Here is a 17,248-nt window from a genome sequence, read left to right as displayed (position 1 = left end):
GCCGCGTCCGGGCAGGACGCCCGGACGGCGCCCGGCCCGGGCCCCGCCGCCGAGCAGGACGCCACGACCGGGGGCGGGGCCAGAGGCGTGCCCACCCCGAAGGACCTCGCGGGCCTGGGCCGCGGGCCCGGCGGCCCCGCCGCACCCCATCCGGCCCCCAGCGCCACCCTCCGCTGGTCCTCCGACAAGGGCTGGATCGACCGCGGCCCGGGCTCCGGGGCGGGCGAGCCGCCGGAGACCGCCAATCTGCCCATGCTGGCCCAGCTCACCAGCGCCGAGCAGCGCTGGGCCGACCGGGAGGAGGACATCACCGCCGTCAGCGGCGACCCGTTCGAGGTCGGCCAGGTCTTCGCCCGCCGCTGGATCGAGCGGCTCTCCGACGCCGGACACCTCCACCAGCTGTCGACGGAGTACCCGCGCATCCCGCACCGCATCGACGGCGAGCTGCTGCGCTACGCCGCCCGCTTCGGCCTGCTCGCCCACAAGGACGACCAGATCGACGAGCACGACCGCTACGCCATCCGGGCCGGGTTCTGGCGCGAGATCGACGTCCGCAGCGCCGCCGAGCACGCCCCGGCAGGGGACTAGGCCCCGCGGGCCCCCCGGGCGGGACCCGGCCCCCGCGGACGGCTCCGGGTGTTTGGGCGCGTACCCTCATAGCTCGTGAGGACGGGCGCGAAACAGGCGACGGCAGGCGATGTGGTGTGCACCGTGCGTGGCCTGGTCAAGACCTATCCCGCGGCGCGTGGCCGCCGCGGTGCGCCCGCCACGCCCGAGGTCCGGGCCAGCGACGGCATCGACCTGGACGTGGAGCGCGGTGAGGTGTTCGGGCTGCTCGGGCCCAACGGCGCCGGGAAGTCGACCCTCGTACGCCAGCTCACCGGCCTGCTGCGGCCCGACGAGGGCCAGGTGAGGGTGCTCGGCCATGACCTCGTACGCCACCCCGAGCGCGCCTCCCGCCTCCTGGGCTACCTGGGCCAGGACTCCACCGCGCTGGACGAGCTGACCGTCGCGCTCGCCGCCGAGACCACCGCACGGCTGCGCGGGCTGGACGCGCGCGCCGCCCGCGCCGAGCGGGACGCGGTGATCGAGGAGCTGGGGCTCACCAAGATCGCCGGGCGGCCGCTCAAGAAGCTCTCCGGCGGTCAGCGCCGGCTGGCCTGCGTCGCCGCCGCCCTGGTGGGGGAGCGGCCGCTGCTGGTGCTGGACGAGCCGACCACCGGGATGGACCCGGTGGCGCGGCGCGCCGTCTGGGCCGCGGTGGACCGGCGGCGGGCCGAGCGCGGGGTGACCGTGCTGCTGGTGACGCACAACGTCATCGAGGCCGAGACCGTGCTCGACCGGGTCGCGGTGCTCGACCGGGGCCGGGTCATCGCCTGCGACACCCCCGCCGGGCTCAAGGCGATGGTCGCGGACGAGGTACGGGTGGAGCTGGTGTGGCGCGCCGAGGCGCCGCTGCACATCCCCGGGGTCGCCGCGCTGCGGGACGCCGCGCACGCCTCCGGGCGGCGCTGGACCCTGCGGCTGGCCCCGGACGCGGCGCGCGCCGCGATCGCCACCGTGACCGGCGGGCCCGCCTTCGCCGCGCTGGACGACTTCACCCTCGCCACGCCCAGCCTGGAGGACGTGTACGTGGCGCTGGGCGGCCGTACGGAGGGTGCGGAGGGGCTGGTGAAGACGTGACGGACGGTAGAAGGGGAACGCGTCGGTGAACGGGGCCGTGATCATGTCCGTAACCAAGCCCGTGACCAAGCCAGACGGAAGAGGAGCAGCGCAGACGTGAGTGTCGTGCCCGCGCAGGCCATGCCCGGCATGCCGAAGTCCGGTGCGTCGGCCGGTGAGGCCGGTGGCGCCGTGCCCCGGCCGGCCGACGGCGTTCCCGCCCCGCTCGCGGCCCCGGCGCCGCTCGCGGCCTCCGCGCGGCTGCTGCCGGCGCTGGTCGCGGTCTACCGGGCGCAGCTGTCGCGGGCGCGGGTGGCCCGGATTCCCCTGCTGTTCGTCGCGACCTTCCAGTCCGTGGGGATCATGGTCCTGATGCGCGGTGTGGTGGACGAGGGCGGCGGCGCGGCGCGCTCCGTGGTGGCCGGGTCGAGCGTGCTCGTCGTGGCGTTCGTGGCGCTCAACCTGCTCGCGCAGTACTTCGGCCAGCTCCGGGCGAGCGGCGGGCTCGACCACTACGCGACGCTGCCGGTGCCGCCCGCCGCGGTGGTGCTCGGCGCGGCCGCCGCGTACGCCTCCTTCACCGTGCCCGGGACGGCCGTCACCGCTGTCGTCGGCAGTGTGCTGTTCCAGCTGCCGCTGGGCCACCTGTGGGTGCTCGCCGCGGTGATCCCGCTCTCCGGCGCTGCCCTCGCGGGCCTGGGCGCCGCCCTCGGACTGCTCGCGCCGCGCCAGGAACTGGCCACGCTGCTGGGACAGCTGGGGATGTCGGCCGCGCTGCTGCTGGGGGTGCTGCCCGCCGCCCGGATGCCGGAGGTGGTGTCGTACGCGCGCGATCTGCTGCCGTCGACGTACGGTGTGGAGGCCCTGGCCCGGTCCTTCGACGGGCAGCCCGACTGGCTGGCGGTCTGCGCCGACCTCGGGGTGTGCGCGGGGGTGGCCGTGGTGTCGCTCGCCGCCGCGACCTGGGCCTATCGGCGGGCCGCCGTGCGGTGACGCGCCGCAGTGAACCTCCCGCCGACCGAAGTACACCATCCACCTGGCACGATGACGGAGTGACCGCACCGTTGACGCCACATGATCAGCCCTCGCCGCACGACGACTCCGAGCACGGACAGCCCGCACCGGGCGAACCGGCCGCGCAGGGGCATCCCGAGCCGTATCCCGCCGAGGAGTCCGGGCACGCCGAGCACTCCGAACCGGGGGAGGAGCTGCGCGCCGAGCTGGTGCAGGCCTCCGTGGTGGCGATCGCGGTGGCGGTCGCGGGCGTGCTGCTCGGGCTGCTGTGGCTGTGGCTGGCGCCTCGGGTGGGCCTGATCTCGGACGGCAAGGCCGTTTATCTGAAGAACTCGGAGGGCGAGGACGCGGTCGGCGCGGACGGGGTGTTCGTGCTGGGCGCGCTCGCCTTCGGCCTCGTCTCGGCGCTGCTGACCTTCCTGTTCTGCCGGCGCGGCGGGGTCGCCCTGGTGGTCGGGCTGGCCATCGGCGGCGTCCTCGGCTCGGTGATCGCCTGGCGGCTGGGCGTCTGGCTCGGGCCGTCCACGGACGTCGTGGCGCACGCCCGGCAGGTCGGCAAGGGCGTCACGTTCGATGCCCCGCTGAAGCTGAACGCCAAGGGCGCGCTGCTGGCCTGGTCGGTGGCCGCGATGGTCGTGCACCTGGCCCTGACCGGTCTGTTCGGCCCCCGCGACGAGGAGCCGGAGACCTACTACCAGGCGTCGGCCACCTCGTAGCCACCGCGCCTCACGGCCGCGGCGCGCTGGAGGCGCGAACGACCAGTTCCGGGCGCAGGCGCTCGGATTCGACCGGTTCGCCCTCCAGCAGCCGGACCAGCATCCGCAAGCCCCGGCGGCCCATCTCCAGCATGGGGGAGCGGACGGTCGTCAGCGGCAGCGGCAACTCCGCCGCCAGCGGGGTGTCGTTGAACCCCACCACCGCCACGTCGGCGCCCGCCCGCAGGCCCCGTTCGCGGAGGGCGCCGATCGTGCCGATGGCCGCGAAGTCGTTCACCGCGAAGACCGCCGTCGGCGGCTCCGGTGTCTCCAGCAGCCGCGCGGTGGCGGCGTGTCCGCCGGGCACGTCGAAGCGGGAGTGCGCGATCCGGTGGGCCGGGACCGGCAGCCCCGCCTCCCGGTAGCGGTCCACCAGGCCCGCCATGCGGTCGGTGCCGGTGCTCGCGTACGGCTCGCCCGCGACGACCGCGACGTCGCGGTGGCCCAGCTCCAGCAGATGGTCGGCGACCAGCCGGCCACCCAGGTAATCGTCGCAGGTCACCGACGGGTGTCCGGCACAGGTCCGGTTGACCAGGACGAACGGGATGCCGCGCCCGGCCACCTCGGCCAGGAAGCGCCCGTCCGCGTGCGCGTCGCCGAAGATCATGCCGTCGACGCGCCGGGCGATGACCATCTTGGTGCGGCTGCGCTGGGCCTCGGGGTTGTCGCCGGTGTTGGCGACGAAGGTCGACAGGCCCTGCTCGGCGGCGGCCTCCTCGATCCCCTCGTAGATCGTGGCGAGCACGATGTCCGACAGCCGGGGGACCAGGACGCCGACCAGGTTGCTGCGCCGGGTGCGCAGGCTGGTGGCATGGGGATTGGGCTGGTAGCCCAGTTCGTCGGCGAGCCGGCGGACTCGCTCCACGGTGCCGGCCGAGGCGGCGCGCAGGCTTTCGTCCGGCCTGGCGTGCAGCACCCGGGAGACGGTCGAGACATGCAGACCGAGCTGATCGGCGATGGTGCGCAGGGTGACCGGTCGTGATTGCTGCGTGCCCACTTCGGCTCGGCCTCCGGTTCTCCCCACCGCCGCACCCCGGACCCCGGTACGGCGAACGAACGTGATGGTAACAGCGGACCTCTTGACACCTGCGGCCGGTGACACACATCCTACCCAAACGATTGCCCCAAACGTTTGGGTGCGACTTTGAGCCACGCAGGGCGCTCTTTCACGCCAGGTGCCGGGTCTTATTCGCGCCACGTCGGAAGGAGGCCCGGTGCGCAGGATCGTCGTACTGTCGACGGGCGGGACCATTGCCACCCGCCAGGACGCCCAGGGCACCAGGCTCGCCGCCGATCGGGCGGACACCCTGCTGGAACGGCTTCCCCGGCCCCCGAAGGTGCCGGTCGAGACGCGCGACGTCTTCTGCCTGGGCAGCTATCTGCTGACCCCGGCCGACATGCGCGATGTCGCGGTGGCCGCCCACGAGGCGCTGGCCGACGACCGCGTCCGGGGCGTGGTGGTGACCCACGGCACCGACAGCCTGGAGGAGACCGCGTACCTCCTCGACCTCTTCCACGCCGACCCCCGGCCCGTGGTGTTCACCGGCGCGATGCGCCCGGCGGACGCCCCGGACGGCGACGGCCCGCGCAATCTCGCCGACGCCATCGCGGTCGCGAACGCCACCCGCGCCCGCGACCTCGGCGTGCTGATCTCCTTCGACGGCCGGATCTACCCCGCGCGCGGCACCCGCAAGGCCCACACCGTGGCCCCCGCAGCGTTCGCCGCCCCCGACGGCGGCCCGCTGGGATGGGTGGCCGACGGCGAGGTGGGCGTCACCGCGACGCCGCTGCGCCCCGAGCCGCTCGACCTCGCGGCCTTCCGCGCCGAGGAGCCCGAGCGCGTCCGCACCGACATCGTCGCGGTCTACCCCGGCTGTGACATCCAGGCCCTGCGCGCGGTGGCCGACGCGGGCGCCCGTGCGGTGGTCCTCGAAGCCACCGGAGCGGGCAACGCCAATCCGCGGGTCGCCGCCGAGGTCGCCCGGCTCGTCGGCTCCGGCGTCGTGGTCGCGCTCTCGACGCGCGTGCACGCCGGTCCGGTCGCCGCGGTGTACGGCAACGGCGGCGGCGCCGACCTGGTCCGGGCCGGGGCCGTTCCCACCGGCACCCTGCGCCCCTCCCAGGCGCGGGTCCTGCTCACCGCCCTGCTCGGGTGCCACGGCGACCCGGCGCGGGTGCGGACCGCACTGACAACAGCACTGGAATCACCCTTGGAGAGGAACCAGCATGGCTAAAGAGATCTTTGTGGCCTTCGGCGTCGATGTCGATGCGGTGGCGGGCTGGCTTGGCAGCTACGGCGGCGAGGACTCGCCCTGTGACATCTCCCGCGGCCTGTTCGCCGGGGAGGTCGGAGTGCCGCGGCTGCTGCGCCTGTTCGAGCGGAAGGAACTGCGCACCACCTGGTTCATCCCAGGCCACTCCCTGGAGACCTTCCCCGACCAGACCCGCGCGGTGGTCGACGGCGGCCATGAGATCGGCGCCCACGGATACTCGCACGAAAACCCGATCGCGATGACCCGGGCCCAGGAGGGCGCCGTCCTGGACCGCGGCATCGAGCTGATCGAGAAGGTCGCGGGGCGCCGCCCGACCGGCTACGTCGCCCCCTGGTGGGAGTTCTCGCCGGTGACCAACGAACTGCTGATCGAACGCGGCATCGCCTACGACCACTCCCTGATGCACAACGATTTCACGCCCTACTACGTGCGCGTCGGCGACAGCTGGACGAAGATCGACTACTCGCGACCGGCCGAGGAGTGGATGAAGCCGCTGGTGCGCGGCGAGGAGACCGATCTGGTCGAGATCCCGGCCAACTGGTACCTCGACGACCTGCCGCCCATGATGTTCGTCAAGGCCAGCGCCAACAGCCATGGCTTCGTCAGCCCGCGCGAACTGGAGCAGACCTGGCGCGACCAGTTCGACTGGGTCTACCGCGAAATGGACTACGCGGCCTTCACCATGACGATCCATCCCGATGTCTCGGGGCGTCCCCAGACGCTGCTGATGCTGGAGCGGCTCATCGAGTACATCAGCGGCCACGAGGGTGTCCGCTGGTCGACCTTCGACGAGATCGCCACCGACTTCAGGTCCCGCTCCCCCCGGACCTGATCCCCCCTCCGCACTCCCCGTCCCCCGCTCTCGCTCGCCATCAGCCCTCCCGCGCGGACACCCCGCGCGGGCGCGGCACCCTCCCCGCGCGGCGGATCACCCGCCGCCCGGCGCCCGGCCTCACCCCCGGCCGACGAAGCATCCCCTCCCCCTCTTACCGCGACGGCGCACCGCGCCGGCGCGGCGAAACCCCGCTTCCGACAAGGGGCATCCGCCATGACCACCGTCCCCTCCCACACCACAGACGCCTCCGGCCCCAGACCCACCGCGGCCCCCGCCCGGCGGCTGCCGCGCATCGGAGTGCGTGCCACCCGCAAGGCCACCGCCATCGCCTTCTGCGCCTGGGTGTTCGCCGTCTACGACTACATCCTGTTCGGCACCCTGCTGCCCGAGATCTCCGGCCGCTTCGGCTGGAGCGAGGAGCGGGCGGCGCTGATCTCCACCCTGATCTCCGTCGGTACGGCCGTCGTCGTCCTCGGGGTCGGCCCGCTCGTCGACCGGCTCGGCCGCCGCAAGGGCATGATCCTCACCGTCTCGGGCACCGCCCTGGCCTCCGCCGCCTCGGCCGTCACCCCTGGTGCGGCCTATCTGGTCGGCGTCCGTTCGATCGGCGGCCTCGGCCTGTCCGAACAGGCCGTCAACTCCACCTATCTGAACGAGGTCTACGCCGTCACCGAGGACGAGGCGATCAAGAAGCGCCGCGGCTTCGTCTACAGCCTGGTGCAGTCCGGCTGGCCCGTCGGCACCCTCGTCGCGGCCGCGTTCGTCGCCGTCTTCCTGCCGCTCGTCGGCTGGCGCGGCTGCTTCCTGCTCGCCACCTTCCCCGCCCTCGTCATCGCCCTCCTGCGGCGCGGCCTGCCGGAGACCCCGCAGTTCGAACTGGAGAAGAGGCTGCGGGGCCTGCGCAAGGACGGCAAGGAGGCCGAGGCGCGGCAGCTCGCCGCCGAGTACGACGTGGACGAGACCCCCACCACTCCGCTGCTGGAGATCTTCCGCGGCCCGGCGCGGCGCAACACCCTCGTCCTCAGCTTCGCCTGGCTCGCCAACTGGTTCGGCATCCAGATCTTCAGCGTGCTCGGCACGACGGTGCTCACCAAGGCCAAGGGCGTCAGCTTCGAGGGCTCCCTGCTGCTGTTCATCGTCATCAACGCCGTCGGCTTCGCCGGCTACCTCTTCCACGGCTGGGCCGGTGACCGCTTCGGCCGGCGCAATGTCATCGCCTGCGGCTGGATCCTCTCCGGCGTCCTCTTCGCCCTGATGCTCACCGTCGCGCACGGCACCGGGCCCGTGGTGGCGCTGTACTCCCTCGGGATGTTCTTCCTGATCGGCCCGTACGCGGCGATGCTCTTCTACATGGGCGAGTGCTACGACACCCGCTGCCGGGCCACCGGCACCTCCTTCATCAACGCCTTCAGCCAGCCCGGGGCCGTCATCGCCGGTGCCCTCGCCACCACGATGCTCGCCTCCGGCGCCCACTGGGACCGGACCGCGCTGCTCATCGGCGCCGCGGGAACGTTCCTCTCCGGTTTCGTGATGTTCGCGGCCCGCCGGGTCGACACCGTCGAAGCCTGAACCCACGAAGACCCGTCAGGAGTCTCCTCAGTGACACAGAACGATCAGCGGCCGGTCGCCGTCATCACCGGCGCCGCCAGCGGTATCGGCCGCGCGCTCGCCGTCACCTACGCCCGCCGCGGCGTCCGGACGGTGCTCGGCCACTACCCCGGCGACCCCCACGACCCGGACGAGACCGTACACCTGGTCGAGGCGGCGGGCGGCACCTGCGTACGGCACGCCGTGGACGTGACGGACCCGGCGGCCGTCGAGGCGTTCGCGGAAGCCGCCCTCACCGCGTACGGCCGCCTCGACATCGCCGTGGCGAACGCCGGGGTGCTGCGCCGGGCTCCGCTGGCCGACCTCACCGACGACGCCTGGGACGACATGCTCTCCGTCGACCTCACCGGGGTGCTGCGCACCCTGCGCTCCGCCACCGGGCGCATGCGCGGGCCGGGCGCGATGGTGGCCGTCTCCTCCATCGCGGGCGGCGTCTACGGCTGGGGCGACCACGCCCACTACGCCGCCGCCAAGTCCGGAGTGCTGGGGCTGTGCCGGAGCCTGGCGGTCGAACTGGCCCCGCGCGGCATCCGCGTCAACGCCGTCATCCCCGGGCTCATCCGCACCCCGCAGTCCTCCGACCCGGTCAACTCCCTCGGCCCCGACGGGCTCGCCCGCGCCGCCGCGTCCATCCCCTGGGGGCGGGTCGGCCGGCCCGAGGAGGCCGCCTCCGCGATCGCCTATCTGACCTCCGAGGACGCCTCGTACATCACGGGCCAGAGCCTCGTGGTGGACGGCGGGCTCACCGTGAGGATGCCCGCATGACGGCCGGCGCGCTCCAGGGGCGCACCGCCCTCGTCACCGGCGGGGCCAGCGGCATCGGCCGCGCCATCGCGGCGGCCTACGTGCGCGAAGGCGCCCGCGTCGTGATCGCCGACCGGGACGCGTCCCGCGCCGCGGCCGCGTCGGCCGGGACCGGCGCGGCGGGGCACGTCGCCCTGGACGTCACCGACCCCACCGCCGTCGAGGCCGTGACGGGCGCTGTGGCACGGGAGCACGGCGGCATCGACATCCTGGTCAACGCCGCGGGCATCCTCACCGAGGCGCCCCTGACCGAGATGGACCCGCGGCTGTGGTCGGAGACCATCGCCGTCGACCTCACCGGGGTCTTCCTGTGCTGCCGTTACGTCGTACCGGGGATGGCCGAGCGGGGCTGGGGACGGGTCATCAACATCGCCTCCCAGCTCGGCATCAAGGGCGGCCGCTCGCTGTCCCACTACGCGGCGGCCAAGGCCGGGGTCATCGGGCTGACGAAGTCCCTCGCGCTGGAGGTGGCCGAACGCGGCGTCCTGGTGAACGCCATCGCGCCCGGGCCGATCGACACGCCGATGGTCGCCGGGATCACCGCCGAGTGGAAGGCCGCCAAGCAGGCCGAACTCCCCCTGGGCCGCTTCGGCCGCCCGGAGGAGGTGGCCCCCACCGCCGTCCTGCTGGCCGGCGATCCGGGCGGCAATCTGTACGTCGGCCAGACGCTGGGGCCCAACAGCGGCGACGTCATGCCGTAAGGAGACAGGAGGCGACGGGATGTGCGGGGCGTGTGGTGAGCGCGGGACGCTCGACTGGGCCCGGCCGTGGACCAGCGGCGTGACCGCCCGGCGGGCCGTCGCCGTCGCGGCGGCGCGCGCGGCCCACCGGCCCGGCCTGCGGGTGATGGCGGACAGCGGCGGGTGGCTGGTGAGCGGGCCGACCGGCGGCGCCGCCGCCTGCGACGGCCTCGGCGCGCTCGTCGCGGCCCTGCGGCGGTTCGGCGCGGCGGACGCGCCCGCGCCACCGGCCCCCGCCCGGCCCTCCGGGCCGCTGGCGGTGCCGGGCGGGAGGGACGGCCGTACCGGGGTCGTGCTGCGCGTCGGCCCCGGCGGGTCGGGCTGCCCCGACGCGGCGCTGGACGGCGCGGGCGAGGTGGCGCTGGTGGACTCCGAGGCCACGGCCCGCGCCGTACTGGCCGGCCTCGCCTCGCCCCGCTGGTCGCCGCGCCGCTTTCTGCGGCGGGTGGAGGGCGTAGCCGCGGCCTGGGGGCGCCCGGTGTCCGGTACGGCCCGCGAGCCCGCCGGACTCGCCGCCGACGTACTGCTCCGGCTGGAGTGGGCGCGGCAGAGCGGACGGCTGGACGGCGACGCCGTCGCGGTGCGCGGCCCGCTCGGGCCGGGCGCGGATTACGACGTGGAGATCCGCGACGGGCACGTGGTGCGGGCCGTGACCACCTACGGGTCGAACCGCGCGATCGGCGCCACCACCGCGTCGGTCAGCGCCGCCAGGTCCTTCGGGGACAGTTCGACCTCCAGGCCCCGGCGGCCCGCCGAGACGCAGACCGTCTCGTGGCCGTCGGCGGAGGCGTCCAGCGCGGTCGGCAGCCGCTTGCGCTGGCCGAGCGGGGAGATGCCGCCGCGGACGTAGCCCGTGGTGCGCTCGGCCGCCGCCGGGTCCGCCATGGTGGCTCGCTTGCCGCCGACCGCGGCGGCGAGCGCCTTGAGGTCGAGCGAGGCCGATACGGGCACGATGGCGACCGTGAGCCGGTCGTCGACGCTCGCGATGAGGGTCTTGAACACCCGGCCCGGCTCCACGCCCAGCGCCCGCGCGGCCTCCTCGCCGTACGAGGGGGCGGCCGGGTCGTGGTCGTAGGAGTGCACGGTGAAGGCCGTGCCCGCCGCGGTGAGGGCGGTGGTGGCCGGGGTGCCGGTGGATCCGGAGGAGTTCTTCTTGGTCTTCTTCGCCATGGCTGGAGTGAGTCGGCGTCAGTTGGGGCTGGTGGGGTGGCGGGTGAGGTCGACGGCGGGCAGGGACGGGAGCTTACCGATGACCGCGCTCTCGGAGCGCAGCATTTTCAGCTCCTCGGCCAGCCGGCTCGCCGTATCGGGCGCCTGGAGCAGCCGCTGCTTGGCCGGGGTGTCGAGCACGGCGGCGGCCGCGACCAGGTAGGAGAGCACCGAGGGCTCGCCCGGCAGGTCCTGTTCGGCGGCGAGGGTGCGCTCCCGGGCGCCCGCCAGTCGCTTCTGGTACGTGCGGAAGGCCCGTACCACCCCGGAGGCCAGCGCCCCGGCACCGTCGCCCGGCTCCTCCTCCAATTCGTTGACCTCGCCCATCAGATAGGGGCCCGTGGAGTCCACGGACAGCAGCTCGAACCGGGTGGTGCCGGTGGCCAGCACCTCGAAGGTGCCGTCCTCCTGCTCCCGGATGGTGGCCGCGTCCGCGACACAGCCCACCCCGTAGAACGACTTGGCCGGGTCCGGGCCGAAGCCCGCCGCCGGGCCCCGGTCGGGCGTGGGCGCCGACTCCGGGAGGCCGATCGCACTGGGCGCGACCTCGTGGCCGTCCCTGATGGCGATCACCCCGAACCGGCGCGGGGCGTCCTCGGGAAGCGCCGAAAGATCGCGCATCAGGGAGCGGTACCGCTGTTCGAAGACGTTCAGGGGCATGACGAGCCCCGGGAACAGCACCGTGTTCAGCGGGAAGAGCGGAAGGCGCGCGGAGGTCACGGGGTGTAAGCCTAATGGCCTCACGCGCGTCTCTTCACTGACGGCGCAGCAGCCGGGACGCACCGGCGGCCACGGTGGTGGCCAGCACCCAGCCGAGCAGGATCATCACGATGGACGCCCACTGGATCGCGCCCGCGGGTTTCCAGTAGCCGTCCTGGCCCAGATCGATGACCGGGATCAGCAGATCGAGTGCGTAGAGCGAGGCGTTCCAGTGCGGGGTCTCACCCGGTTTGATGGCCTCCGGTCTGTTGTGCGCGAAGAACACCGAGCCGATGGCCCACAGCACCGCCATCCACACCGCCGCCCGGCCGGGCCGGTAGCCGTAGGCCACCGTCCAGTCCTGCAGATAGCCCCACATCTTCCCGGCGAGCGGCAGCGTCTCGCGGCGCCGCCGCTGCTTGGCGAGCAGCACCTCGCGCGCGTCGGCGTCCTCGCCGCTGGCCCGCATCGTGTTGGCCAGCATCTCGTACGGCTCGGGCGCGTACTCGGGGGTCGCGGCGGCCACCCACTCCAGCCGCCGGGACAGCGGGAAGTGGCCGCGCGGGATCAGGTTCTCGTAGCAGAAGCCCGCCATGGTCAGCCCGCCCGGGCCCGGCCAGCTCACCGACTTGTCGACCAGGTTGACCACCCGGGCGCCGGAGAGGATCACCCGCCCGCGCTGCGGCCGCTCGCCCAGGAAGCGCAGCTCGGGCGTCTGTACCCGGCGCAGCGACAGCTCCTGGTCGTTCTCCATCACGAAGCGCGCCTGGTCGAAGTCGATGGCGTCGCCGATCCGCCCGTCGTCCAGCCGGATCCCGCCCTCGCATTCGAAGCGCTGGATGCGGGTGCCGCGGGTCGGCGTGCTGGTGGTGCCGTAGGGCGGCGTCGAACCGCTGGAGTAGGTGCTCACCCCGCCCGCGGTGAGGTACAGGCTGCGCTCGACGGTCAGCTGCGGCGCGTTCAGCGCCCGCCGCCCGTACGGGTTGCGCAGCCGGCTGCCGCGCAGGCTGAGCGACACGCCGATCTGGGCGCCGCGCAGACTGATCTCGCCGTACGACTCGATCATGTCGGCCTGGAAGTCCTGGGCCACGGTCAGCCCGTCGGCCGTGATCGACATGCCCCGGCGGTCCCGGCGCACGATGAGCTGGTTCAGGAGTAAATCGGTGCCGATGTGGGCGTCGGTGAGCCGGATGCCGTGGTCGACCACGCAGCGCGGCAGATGCAGATCGCCCTCGGTGCTCAGCCGGGCCGCTTCCAGCCGGGGGAGCGAGCAGCCCACCAGGCGGAGCGTGGTGAAGTGGGATTCCGGCAGCAGCACCTCCCGCTCGAAGCGGCAGTTCTTCAGCTCCACATACGGGTCGATGGTGCCGCCCGCCAGGTCGAGGGTGCCGGTGATGTGCACCCCGTTCAGCTTGAGCGCCGCCACCCGGCCCGGCTGGGCGGGCGGCCCGTCCAGCAGCAGCAGGGCCACGACCCGGGCGCGCACACTGCGCTCCGGGCCCCAGGCGTACGGTCCTGAGGGGTCGTTCCGCTGGGGGTGGGAGGTGCGCAGATCGTGCGTACTGCCGTTGCGGAACGCCTGCCACATGCCCCACTCGGCGGTGGTCAGGTCGAGCCCGGGGGGAGGATCGCCGTCGCGTGGCTCGGTCACAGCCGTGTCGCCTCCTGTCCTCCGTATCCCCGTACGGATCCACATTCCCGCTGAGTAACCGCTTGAACGCCAACGGTCAGGATCAACTTAGGGGTTCCGTATCACTCACTGATACGGGGGGCGGGACGCCGGAACACGTCTGAGACAATTGATCGCGTGATCTCCCGTATCGATCTGCGCGGCGCCGCCTTCCCGGGCGGCGGAATCGACCGCGACCTGCTGCCCCGTGCCGAGCTCGACGTCGAGGCCGCCCTGGAGAAGGTGCGACCCATCTGCGACGACGTGCGCCATCGCGGCACCGCTGCACTGATCGAGTACGCGCATCGGTTCGACGGCGTGACCATGGAACGGGTGCGGGTGCCCGCCGAGGCGCTGACCCGCGCCCTCGACGAGCTGGACCCGGCCGTGCGCGCGGCCCTGGAGGAGTCCATCCGGCGGGCCCGGCTGGTCCACCGGGAGCAGCGGCGCGCCGACCACACCACGCAGGTCGTGCCGGGCGGCACGGTCACCGAGCGCTGGGTGCCCGTCGAGCGGGTCGGGCTGTACGCACCGGGCGGGCGGTCCGTCTACCCGTCGTCCGTTGTGATGAATGTGGTGCCCGCGCAGGAGGCCGGGGTCGCCTCGATGGCGGTCGCCTCCCCGCCGCAGGCGGAGTTCGGCGGGCTGCCGCACCCCACGATCCTGGCGGCCTGCGCGCTGCTCGGCGTCGACGAGGTGTACGCGGCGGGCGGTGCCCAGGCGGTCGCGATGTTCGCGTACGGCACCGAGGAGTGCCGTCCGGTCGCCATGGTCACCGGGCCCGGCAACATCTGGGTCGCCGCCGCCAAGCGGCTGCTCAAGGGCCGCATCGGCATCGACGCCGAGGCGGGCCCCACCGAGATCGCCATCCTCGCCGACGCCACCGCCGACCCGGTGCACGTCGCCGCCGACCTGATCAGCCAGGCCGAGCACGACCCACTGGCCGCCTCGGTGCTGGTCACCGACTCCGAGGAGCTGGCCACCGCGGTCGAGAAGGAGCTCGCGGTCCAGGTCGCGGCCACCAAGCACGTCGAGGACCGCATCGCCCCGGCGCTGGCCGGGCGGCAGTCCGGCATCGTGCTGGTCGACGGCCTCGACCAGGGCCTCGCGGTGGTCGACGCGTACGCGGCCGAGCACCTGGAGATCCAGACCGAGGACGCGGCGGCGGTCGCGGCCCGGGTGCGCAACGCCGGGGCGATCTTCGTCGGCGCGTACGCACCGGTGTCGCTCGGCGACTACGCGGCGGGCTCCAACCACGTCCTGCCCACCGGCGGCTGCGCCTGCCACTCCTCCGGCCTGTCGGTGCAGTCCTTCCTGCGCGGCATCCACGTCGTGGATTACACCCGCGAGGCGCTGGCCGAGGTCGCGGGCCATGTGGTGACGCTCGCCGACGCGGAGGACCTGCCCGCGCACGGCGCGGCGGTGAAGGCACGGTTCGACTGGAAGGTACCTGGGAGCAAGTGACCGGGATTGACGATCTGCCCATCCGGGACGAGCTGCGCGGCAAGTCCCCGTACGGCGCGCCGCAGCTGGACGTCCCCGTACGGCTGAACACCAACGAGAACCCCTATCCGCTGCCCGAGCCGCTGGTGGAGCGGATCGCCGAGCGGGTCACCGAGGCGGCCCGCCGGCTCAACCGCTACCCGGACCGGGACGCGGTCGAGCTGCGCACCGAGCTGGCCCGCTACCTCACCCGTACGGCGGGTCTCGCGGTGGGACCCGAGCAGGTGTGGGCGGCCAACGGCTCCAACGAGGTGCTGCAGCAGCTGCTGCAGACCTTCGGCGGGCCGGGGCGCACCGCGATCGGCTTCGAGCCCTCGTACTCGATGCACGCGCTGATCTCGCGCGGCACCGGCACCGGCTGGATCTCCGGCCCGCGCAACGACGACTTCACCATCGACGTCGGGGCCGCCTGCCAGGTGATCGCCGAGCGCAAGCCCGACGTCGTCTTCATCACCTCGCCGAACAACCCGACCGGCACCGCCGTCGGGGCCGAGACGGTGCTCGCGCTGTACGAGGCGGCGCAGGCCGCCAAGCCGTCGCTGGTGGTCGTGGACGAGGCGTACGCCGAGTTCAGCCACCGCCCGTCGCTGCTGCCGCTGATCGAGGGCCGCCCGCATCTGGTGCTCTCCCGGACGATGTCCAAGGCGTTCGGCGCCGCCGGGCTGCGGCTGGGCTACCTCGCCGCCCATCCGGCCGTGGTCGACGCCGTGCAGCTGGTGCGGCTGCCGTACCACCTGTCCGCCGTCACCCAGGCCACCGCGCTGGCCGCCCTGGAGCACACCGATACGCTGCTCGGGTACGTCGACGCGCTCAAGAGCGAGCGCGACCGGCTGGTGCGGGAGCTGCGCGCCCTTGGCTGCGACGTGACCGACTCGGACGCCAACTTCGTCCAGTTCGGACGCTTCGAGGACGCCCACGCCGCCTGGCAGACCCTGCTGGACCACGGCGTGCTGGTCCGGGACAACGGCGTACCGGGCCGGCTGCGGGTCACCGCGGGCACCCCGACCGAGAACGACGCGTTCCTCGACGCGGTTCGCGAGCTGATGAAGGAGAAGAGCGCATGACCCGCGTGGGCCGCGTGGAGCGCACCACCAAGGAGACCTCGGTCGTCGTCGAGATCGACCTCGACGGCACCGGCCAGGTCGACGTGTCGACCGGCGTCGGCTTCTACGACCACATGCTCGACCAGCTCGGCCGCCACGGCCTCTTCGACCTCACGGTCAAGACCGAGGGCGACCTGCACATCGACACCCACCACACCATCGAGGACACCGCCCTCGCGCTCGGCGCCGCCTTCAAGCAGGCGCTCGGCGACAAGACGGGCATCTACCGCTTCGGCAACTGCACCGTGCCGCTGGACGAGTCGCTGGCCCAGGTGACCGTCGACCTCTCCGGCCGCCCGTACCTCGTGCACACCGAGCCGGAGAACATCGCGCCGATGATCGGCGCTTACGACACCACGATGACGCGGCACATCCTGGAGTCCTTCGTCGCCCAGGCGCAGATCGCCCTGCACGTCCACGTGCCCTACGGGCGCAACGCGCACCACATCGTGGAGTGCCAGTTCAAGGCGCTCGCCCGGGCGCTGCGGTACGCGAGCGAGCGCGACCCGCGCGCCGCCGGGATCCTCCCCTCCACGAAGGGCGCCCTCTGAATGAACGGGCTGTCGACCGTCTTCATCCTGCTCGGGCTGTTCCTCCTCGGCGGCGTCATCTCCTTCGCCAAGCAGGGGCTGCCCAAGGGCGTGATCGTGCTGCTGGGAGTGGGCGCCACGATGTCGCTGCTGGCCGGGATCCTTCGGCTGGAGGTATGGAATTGAGCAGCAGTGCGAAGAGCGTGATCGTTTTCGATTACGGCTTCGGCAATGTCCGCTCCGCCGAGCGGGCCCTCGCCCATGTCGGCGCGGACGTCGAGATCAGCCGCGACTACGACAAGGCCATGGCCGCCGACGGCCTCCTCGTCCCCGGCGTCGGCGCCTTCAGCGCCTGCATGAAGGGGCTGCGCGAGGCGCGCGGCGACTGGATCGTGGGCCGCAGGCTGGCCGGCGGCCGCCCGGTCATGGGCATCTGCGTCGGCATGCAGATCCTCTTCGGCCGCGGCATCGAGCACGGCGTCGAGGCCGAGGGCCTGGACGAATGGCCCGGCACCGTCGAACCGCTGCGCGCCCCCGTCGTCCCCCACATGGGCTGGAACACGGTCACCGCGCCCGGCGACTCGCGGCTCTTCGCGGGGCTGGACAAGGAGGAGCGCTACTACTTCGTGCACTCCTACGCCGTCCGCACCTGGGAGCTGGAGGTCGGCAACCCGCACATGCCCGGCCCCAAGGTCAGCTGGACCACCCACGGTGAGCCGTTCGTGGCCGCCGTGGAGAACGGCCCGCTGTGGGCCACCCAGTTCCACCCCGAGAAGTCCGGCGACGCCGGGGCCCGCCTGCTGCGCAACTGGCTCGACACGCTCTGACCGGCCCGTCCCGCCCG

17 protein-coding genes and 1 pseudogene are annotated in these 17,248 nt (G+C 73.3%); 14 read left to right on the top strand and 4 right to left on the bottom strand.

Annotated elements, in window-relative coordinates; all coding sequences use genetic code 11:
• The 4 genes and pseudogenes from ABZ562_RS30080 to ABZ562_RS30065 form a co-directional block, all read left to right on the top strand.
• Window positions 1-588, top strand: a pseudogene (locus tag ABZ562_RS30080) (NYN domain-containing protein); the annotation flags it as partial.
• A gap of 114 nt (window positions 589-702) precedes the next feature.
• Window positions 703-1,683 carry an ABC transporter ATP-binding protein gene (locus tag ABZ562_RS30075; RefSeq protein ID WP_361485533.1) on the top strand — a complete coding sequence of 327 codons (981 nt, stop codon included), beginning with the start codon at window positions 703-705 and terminating at the stop codon, window positions 1,681-1,683.
• Between the two features lie 96 nt (window positions 1,684-1,779).
• On the top strand, window positions 1,780-2,655 hold the full coding sequence (locus ABZ562_RS30070) for an ABC transporter permease (protein ID WP_361485529.1): 876 nt from the start codon (window positions 1,780-1,782) through the stop codon (window positions 2,653-2,655).
• A 59-nt stretch (window positions 2,656-2,714) separates the two neighbouring features.
• Window positions 2,715-3,392 carry an ABC transporter permease gene (locus ABZ562_RS30065; RefSeq protein WP_361485527.1) on the top strand — a complete coding sequence of 226 codons (678 nt, stop codon included), beginning with the start codon at window positions 2,715-2,717 and terminating at the stop codon, window positions 3,390-3,392.
• 10 nt (window positions 3,393-3,402) lie between these two features.
• Here ABZ562_RS30065 and ABZ562_RS30060 read toward each other — a convergent pair whose 3' ends face one another.
• Complete coding sequence (locus ABZ562_RS30060; RefSeq protein ID WP_361485525.1) at window positions 3,403-4,428, bottom strand: substrate-binding domain-containing protein; 1,026 nt, start codon at window positions 4,426-4,428, stop codon at window positions 3,403-3,405.
• A gap of 217 nt (window positions 4,429-4,645) precedes the next feature.
• On the opposite strand from ABZ562_RS30060, the gene ABZ562_RS30055 reads away from it, so the two are divergent.
• From ABZ562_RS30055 to ABZ562_RS30035, 5 genes are all read left to right on the top strand, one after another.
• Entirely contained in the window at window positions 4,646-5,665 is a 1,020-nt protein-coding gene (locus ABZ562_RS30055) for an asparaginase (protein WP_361485523.1), read from the top strand.
• Entirely contained in the window at window positions 5,658-6,536 is an 879-nt protein-coding gene (locus ABZ562_RS30050) for a polysaccharide deacetylase (RefSeq protein WP_361485522.1), read from the top strand. The genes ABZ562_RS30055 and ABZ562_RS30050 overlap by 8 nt, the downstream gene beginning before the upstream one ends.
• Window positions 6,537-6,752: 216 nt before the next feature.
• Window positions 6,753-8,108, top strand: coding sequence for an MFS transporter (locus ABZ562_RS30045; protein WP_361485520.1), 1,356 nt, complete (start codon window positions 6,753-6,755; stop codon window positions 8,106-8,108).
• A 30-nt stretch (window positions 8,109-8,138) separates the two neighbouring features.
• Complete coding sequence (locus tag ABZ562_RS30040) at window positions 8,139-8,912, top strand: SDR family NAD(P)-dependent oxidoreductase (RefSeq protein ID WP_361485518.1); 774 nt, start codon at window positions 8,139-8,141, stop codon at window positions 8,910-8,912.
• Window positions 8,909-9,652 (top strand): SDR family NAD(P)-dependent oxidoreductase, encoded by a 744-nt coding sequence (locus tag ABZ562_RS30035; protein ID WP_361485516.1) that lies wholly within the window; start codon window positions 8,909-8,911, stop codon window positions 9,650-9,652. Before ABZ562_RS30040 ends, ABZ562_RS30035 begins: the two co-directional genes overlap by 4 nt.
• Window positions 9,653-10,348: 696 nt before the next feature.
• Here the strand turns inward: ABZ562_RS30035 and ybaK are convergent.
• From ybaK to ABZ562_RS30020, 3 genes are read right to left on the bottom strand one after another with little or no spacing between them, the layout of a single operon-like run.
• Window positions 10,349-10,861 carry a Cys-tRNA(Pro) deacylase gene (ybaK, locus tag ABZ562_RS30030; RefSeq protein WP_361485514.1) on the bottom strand — a complete coding sequence of 171 codons (513 nt, stop codon included), beginning with the start codon at window positions 10,859-10,861 and terminating at the stop codon, window positions 10,349-10,351.
• 18 nt (window positions 10,862-10,879) lie between these two features.
• Window positions 10,880-11,620, bottom strand: a complete 741-nt coding sequence (locus tag ABZ562_RS30025; protein WP_361485512.1) for an LON peptidase substrate-binding domain-containing protein — start codon at window positions 11,618-11,620, stop codon at window positions 10,880-10,882.
• Window positions 11,621-11,654: 34 nt separating this feature from the next.
• Window positions 11,655-13,250 carry an oxidoreductase gene (locus tag ABZ562_RS30020; protein WP_361485510.1) on the bottom strand — a complete coding sequence of 532 codons (1,596 nt, stop codon included), beginning with the start codon at window positions 13,248-13,250 and terminating at the stop codon, window positions 11,655-11,657.
• Window positions 13,251-13,406: 156 nt separating this feature from the next.
• Here ABZ562_RS30020 and hisD point away from each other — a divergent pair, with 156 nt between their 5' ends.
• Genes hisD through hisH form a run of 5 tightly spaced genes read left to right on the top strand, consistent with a single transcriptional unit; the run spans window position 13,407 to window position 17,231 of the window.
• Window positions 13,407-14,732, top strand: coding sequence for a histidinol dehydrogenase (gene hisD / locus ABZ562_RS30015; RefSeq protein WP_361485508.1), 1,326 nt, complete (start codon window positions 13,407-13,409; stop codon window positions 14,730-14,732).
• On the top strand, window positions 14,729-15,835 hold the full coding sequence (locus tag ABZ562_RS30010; protein WP_361485506.1) for a histidinol-phosphate transaminase: 1,107 nt from the start codon (window positions 14,729-14,731) through the stop codon (window positions 15,833-15,835). The genes hisD and ABZ562_RS30010 overlap by 4 nt, the downstream gene beginning before the upstream one ends.
• Window positions 15,832-16,425, top strand: coding sequence for an imidazoleglycerol-phosphate dehydratase HisB (hisB, locus tag ABZ562_RS30005; protein ID WP_361485504.1), 594 nt, complete (start codon window positions 15,832-15,834; stop codon window positions 16,423-16,425). Before ABZ562_RS30010 ends, hisB begins: the two co-directional genes overlap by 4 nt.
• Complete coding sequence (locus tag ABZ562_RS30000) at window positions 16,426-16,590, top strand: hypothetical protein (RefSeq protein WP_179933723.1); 165 nt, start codon at window positions 16,426-16,428, stop codon at window positions 16,588-16,590.
• Complete coding sequence (gene hisH / locus ABZ562_RS29995; protein WP_361485502.1) at window positions 16,587-17,231, top strand: imidazole glycerol phosphate synthase subunit HisH; 645 nt, start codon at window positions 16,587-16,589, stop codon at window positions 17,229-17,231. Before ABZ562_RS30000 ends, hisH begins: the two co-directional genes overlap by 4 nt.
• Window positions 17,232-17,248 lie beyond the last annotated feature (17 nt).

This window comes from Streptomyces sp. NPDC019937 (assembly GCF_040631655.1).
Lineage (GTDB): Bacteria > Actinomycetota > Actinomycetes > Streptomycetales > Streptomycetaceae > Streptomyces.
This window is presented reverse-complemented; position numbering and strand designations above follow the sequence as displayed.

Bases quoted from the DNA above. Each gene is read 5' to 3' on its own strand.
- ABZ562_RS30050 (WP_361485522.1), top strand. From the start codon at position 5,658: ATGGCTAAAGAGATCTTTGTGGCCTTCGGCGTCGATGTCGATGCGGTG.
- ABZ562_RS30045 (WP_361485520.1), top strand. From the start codon at position 6,753: ATGACCACCGTCCCCTCCCACACCACAGACGCCTCCGGCCCCAGACCC.
- ABZ562_RS30035 (WP_361485516.1), top strand. From the start codon at position 8,909: ATGACGGCCGGCGCGCTCCAGGGGCGCACCGCCCTCGTCACCGGCGGG.
- ybaK (WP_361485514.1), bottom strand. From the start codon at position 10,861: ATGGCGAAGAAGACCAAGAAGAACTCCTCCGGATCCACCGGCACCCCG.
- hisB (WP_361485504.1), top strand. From the start codon at position 15,832: ATGACCCGCGTGGGCCGCGTGGAGCGCACCACCAAGGAGACCTCGGTC.
- ABZ562_RS30000 (WP_179933723.1), top strand. From the start codon at position 16,426: ATGAACGGGCTGTCGACCGTCTTCATCCTGCTCGGGCTGTTCCTCCTC.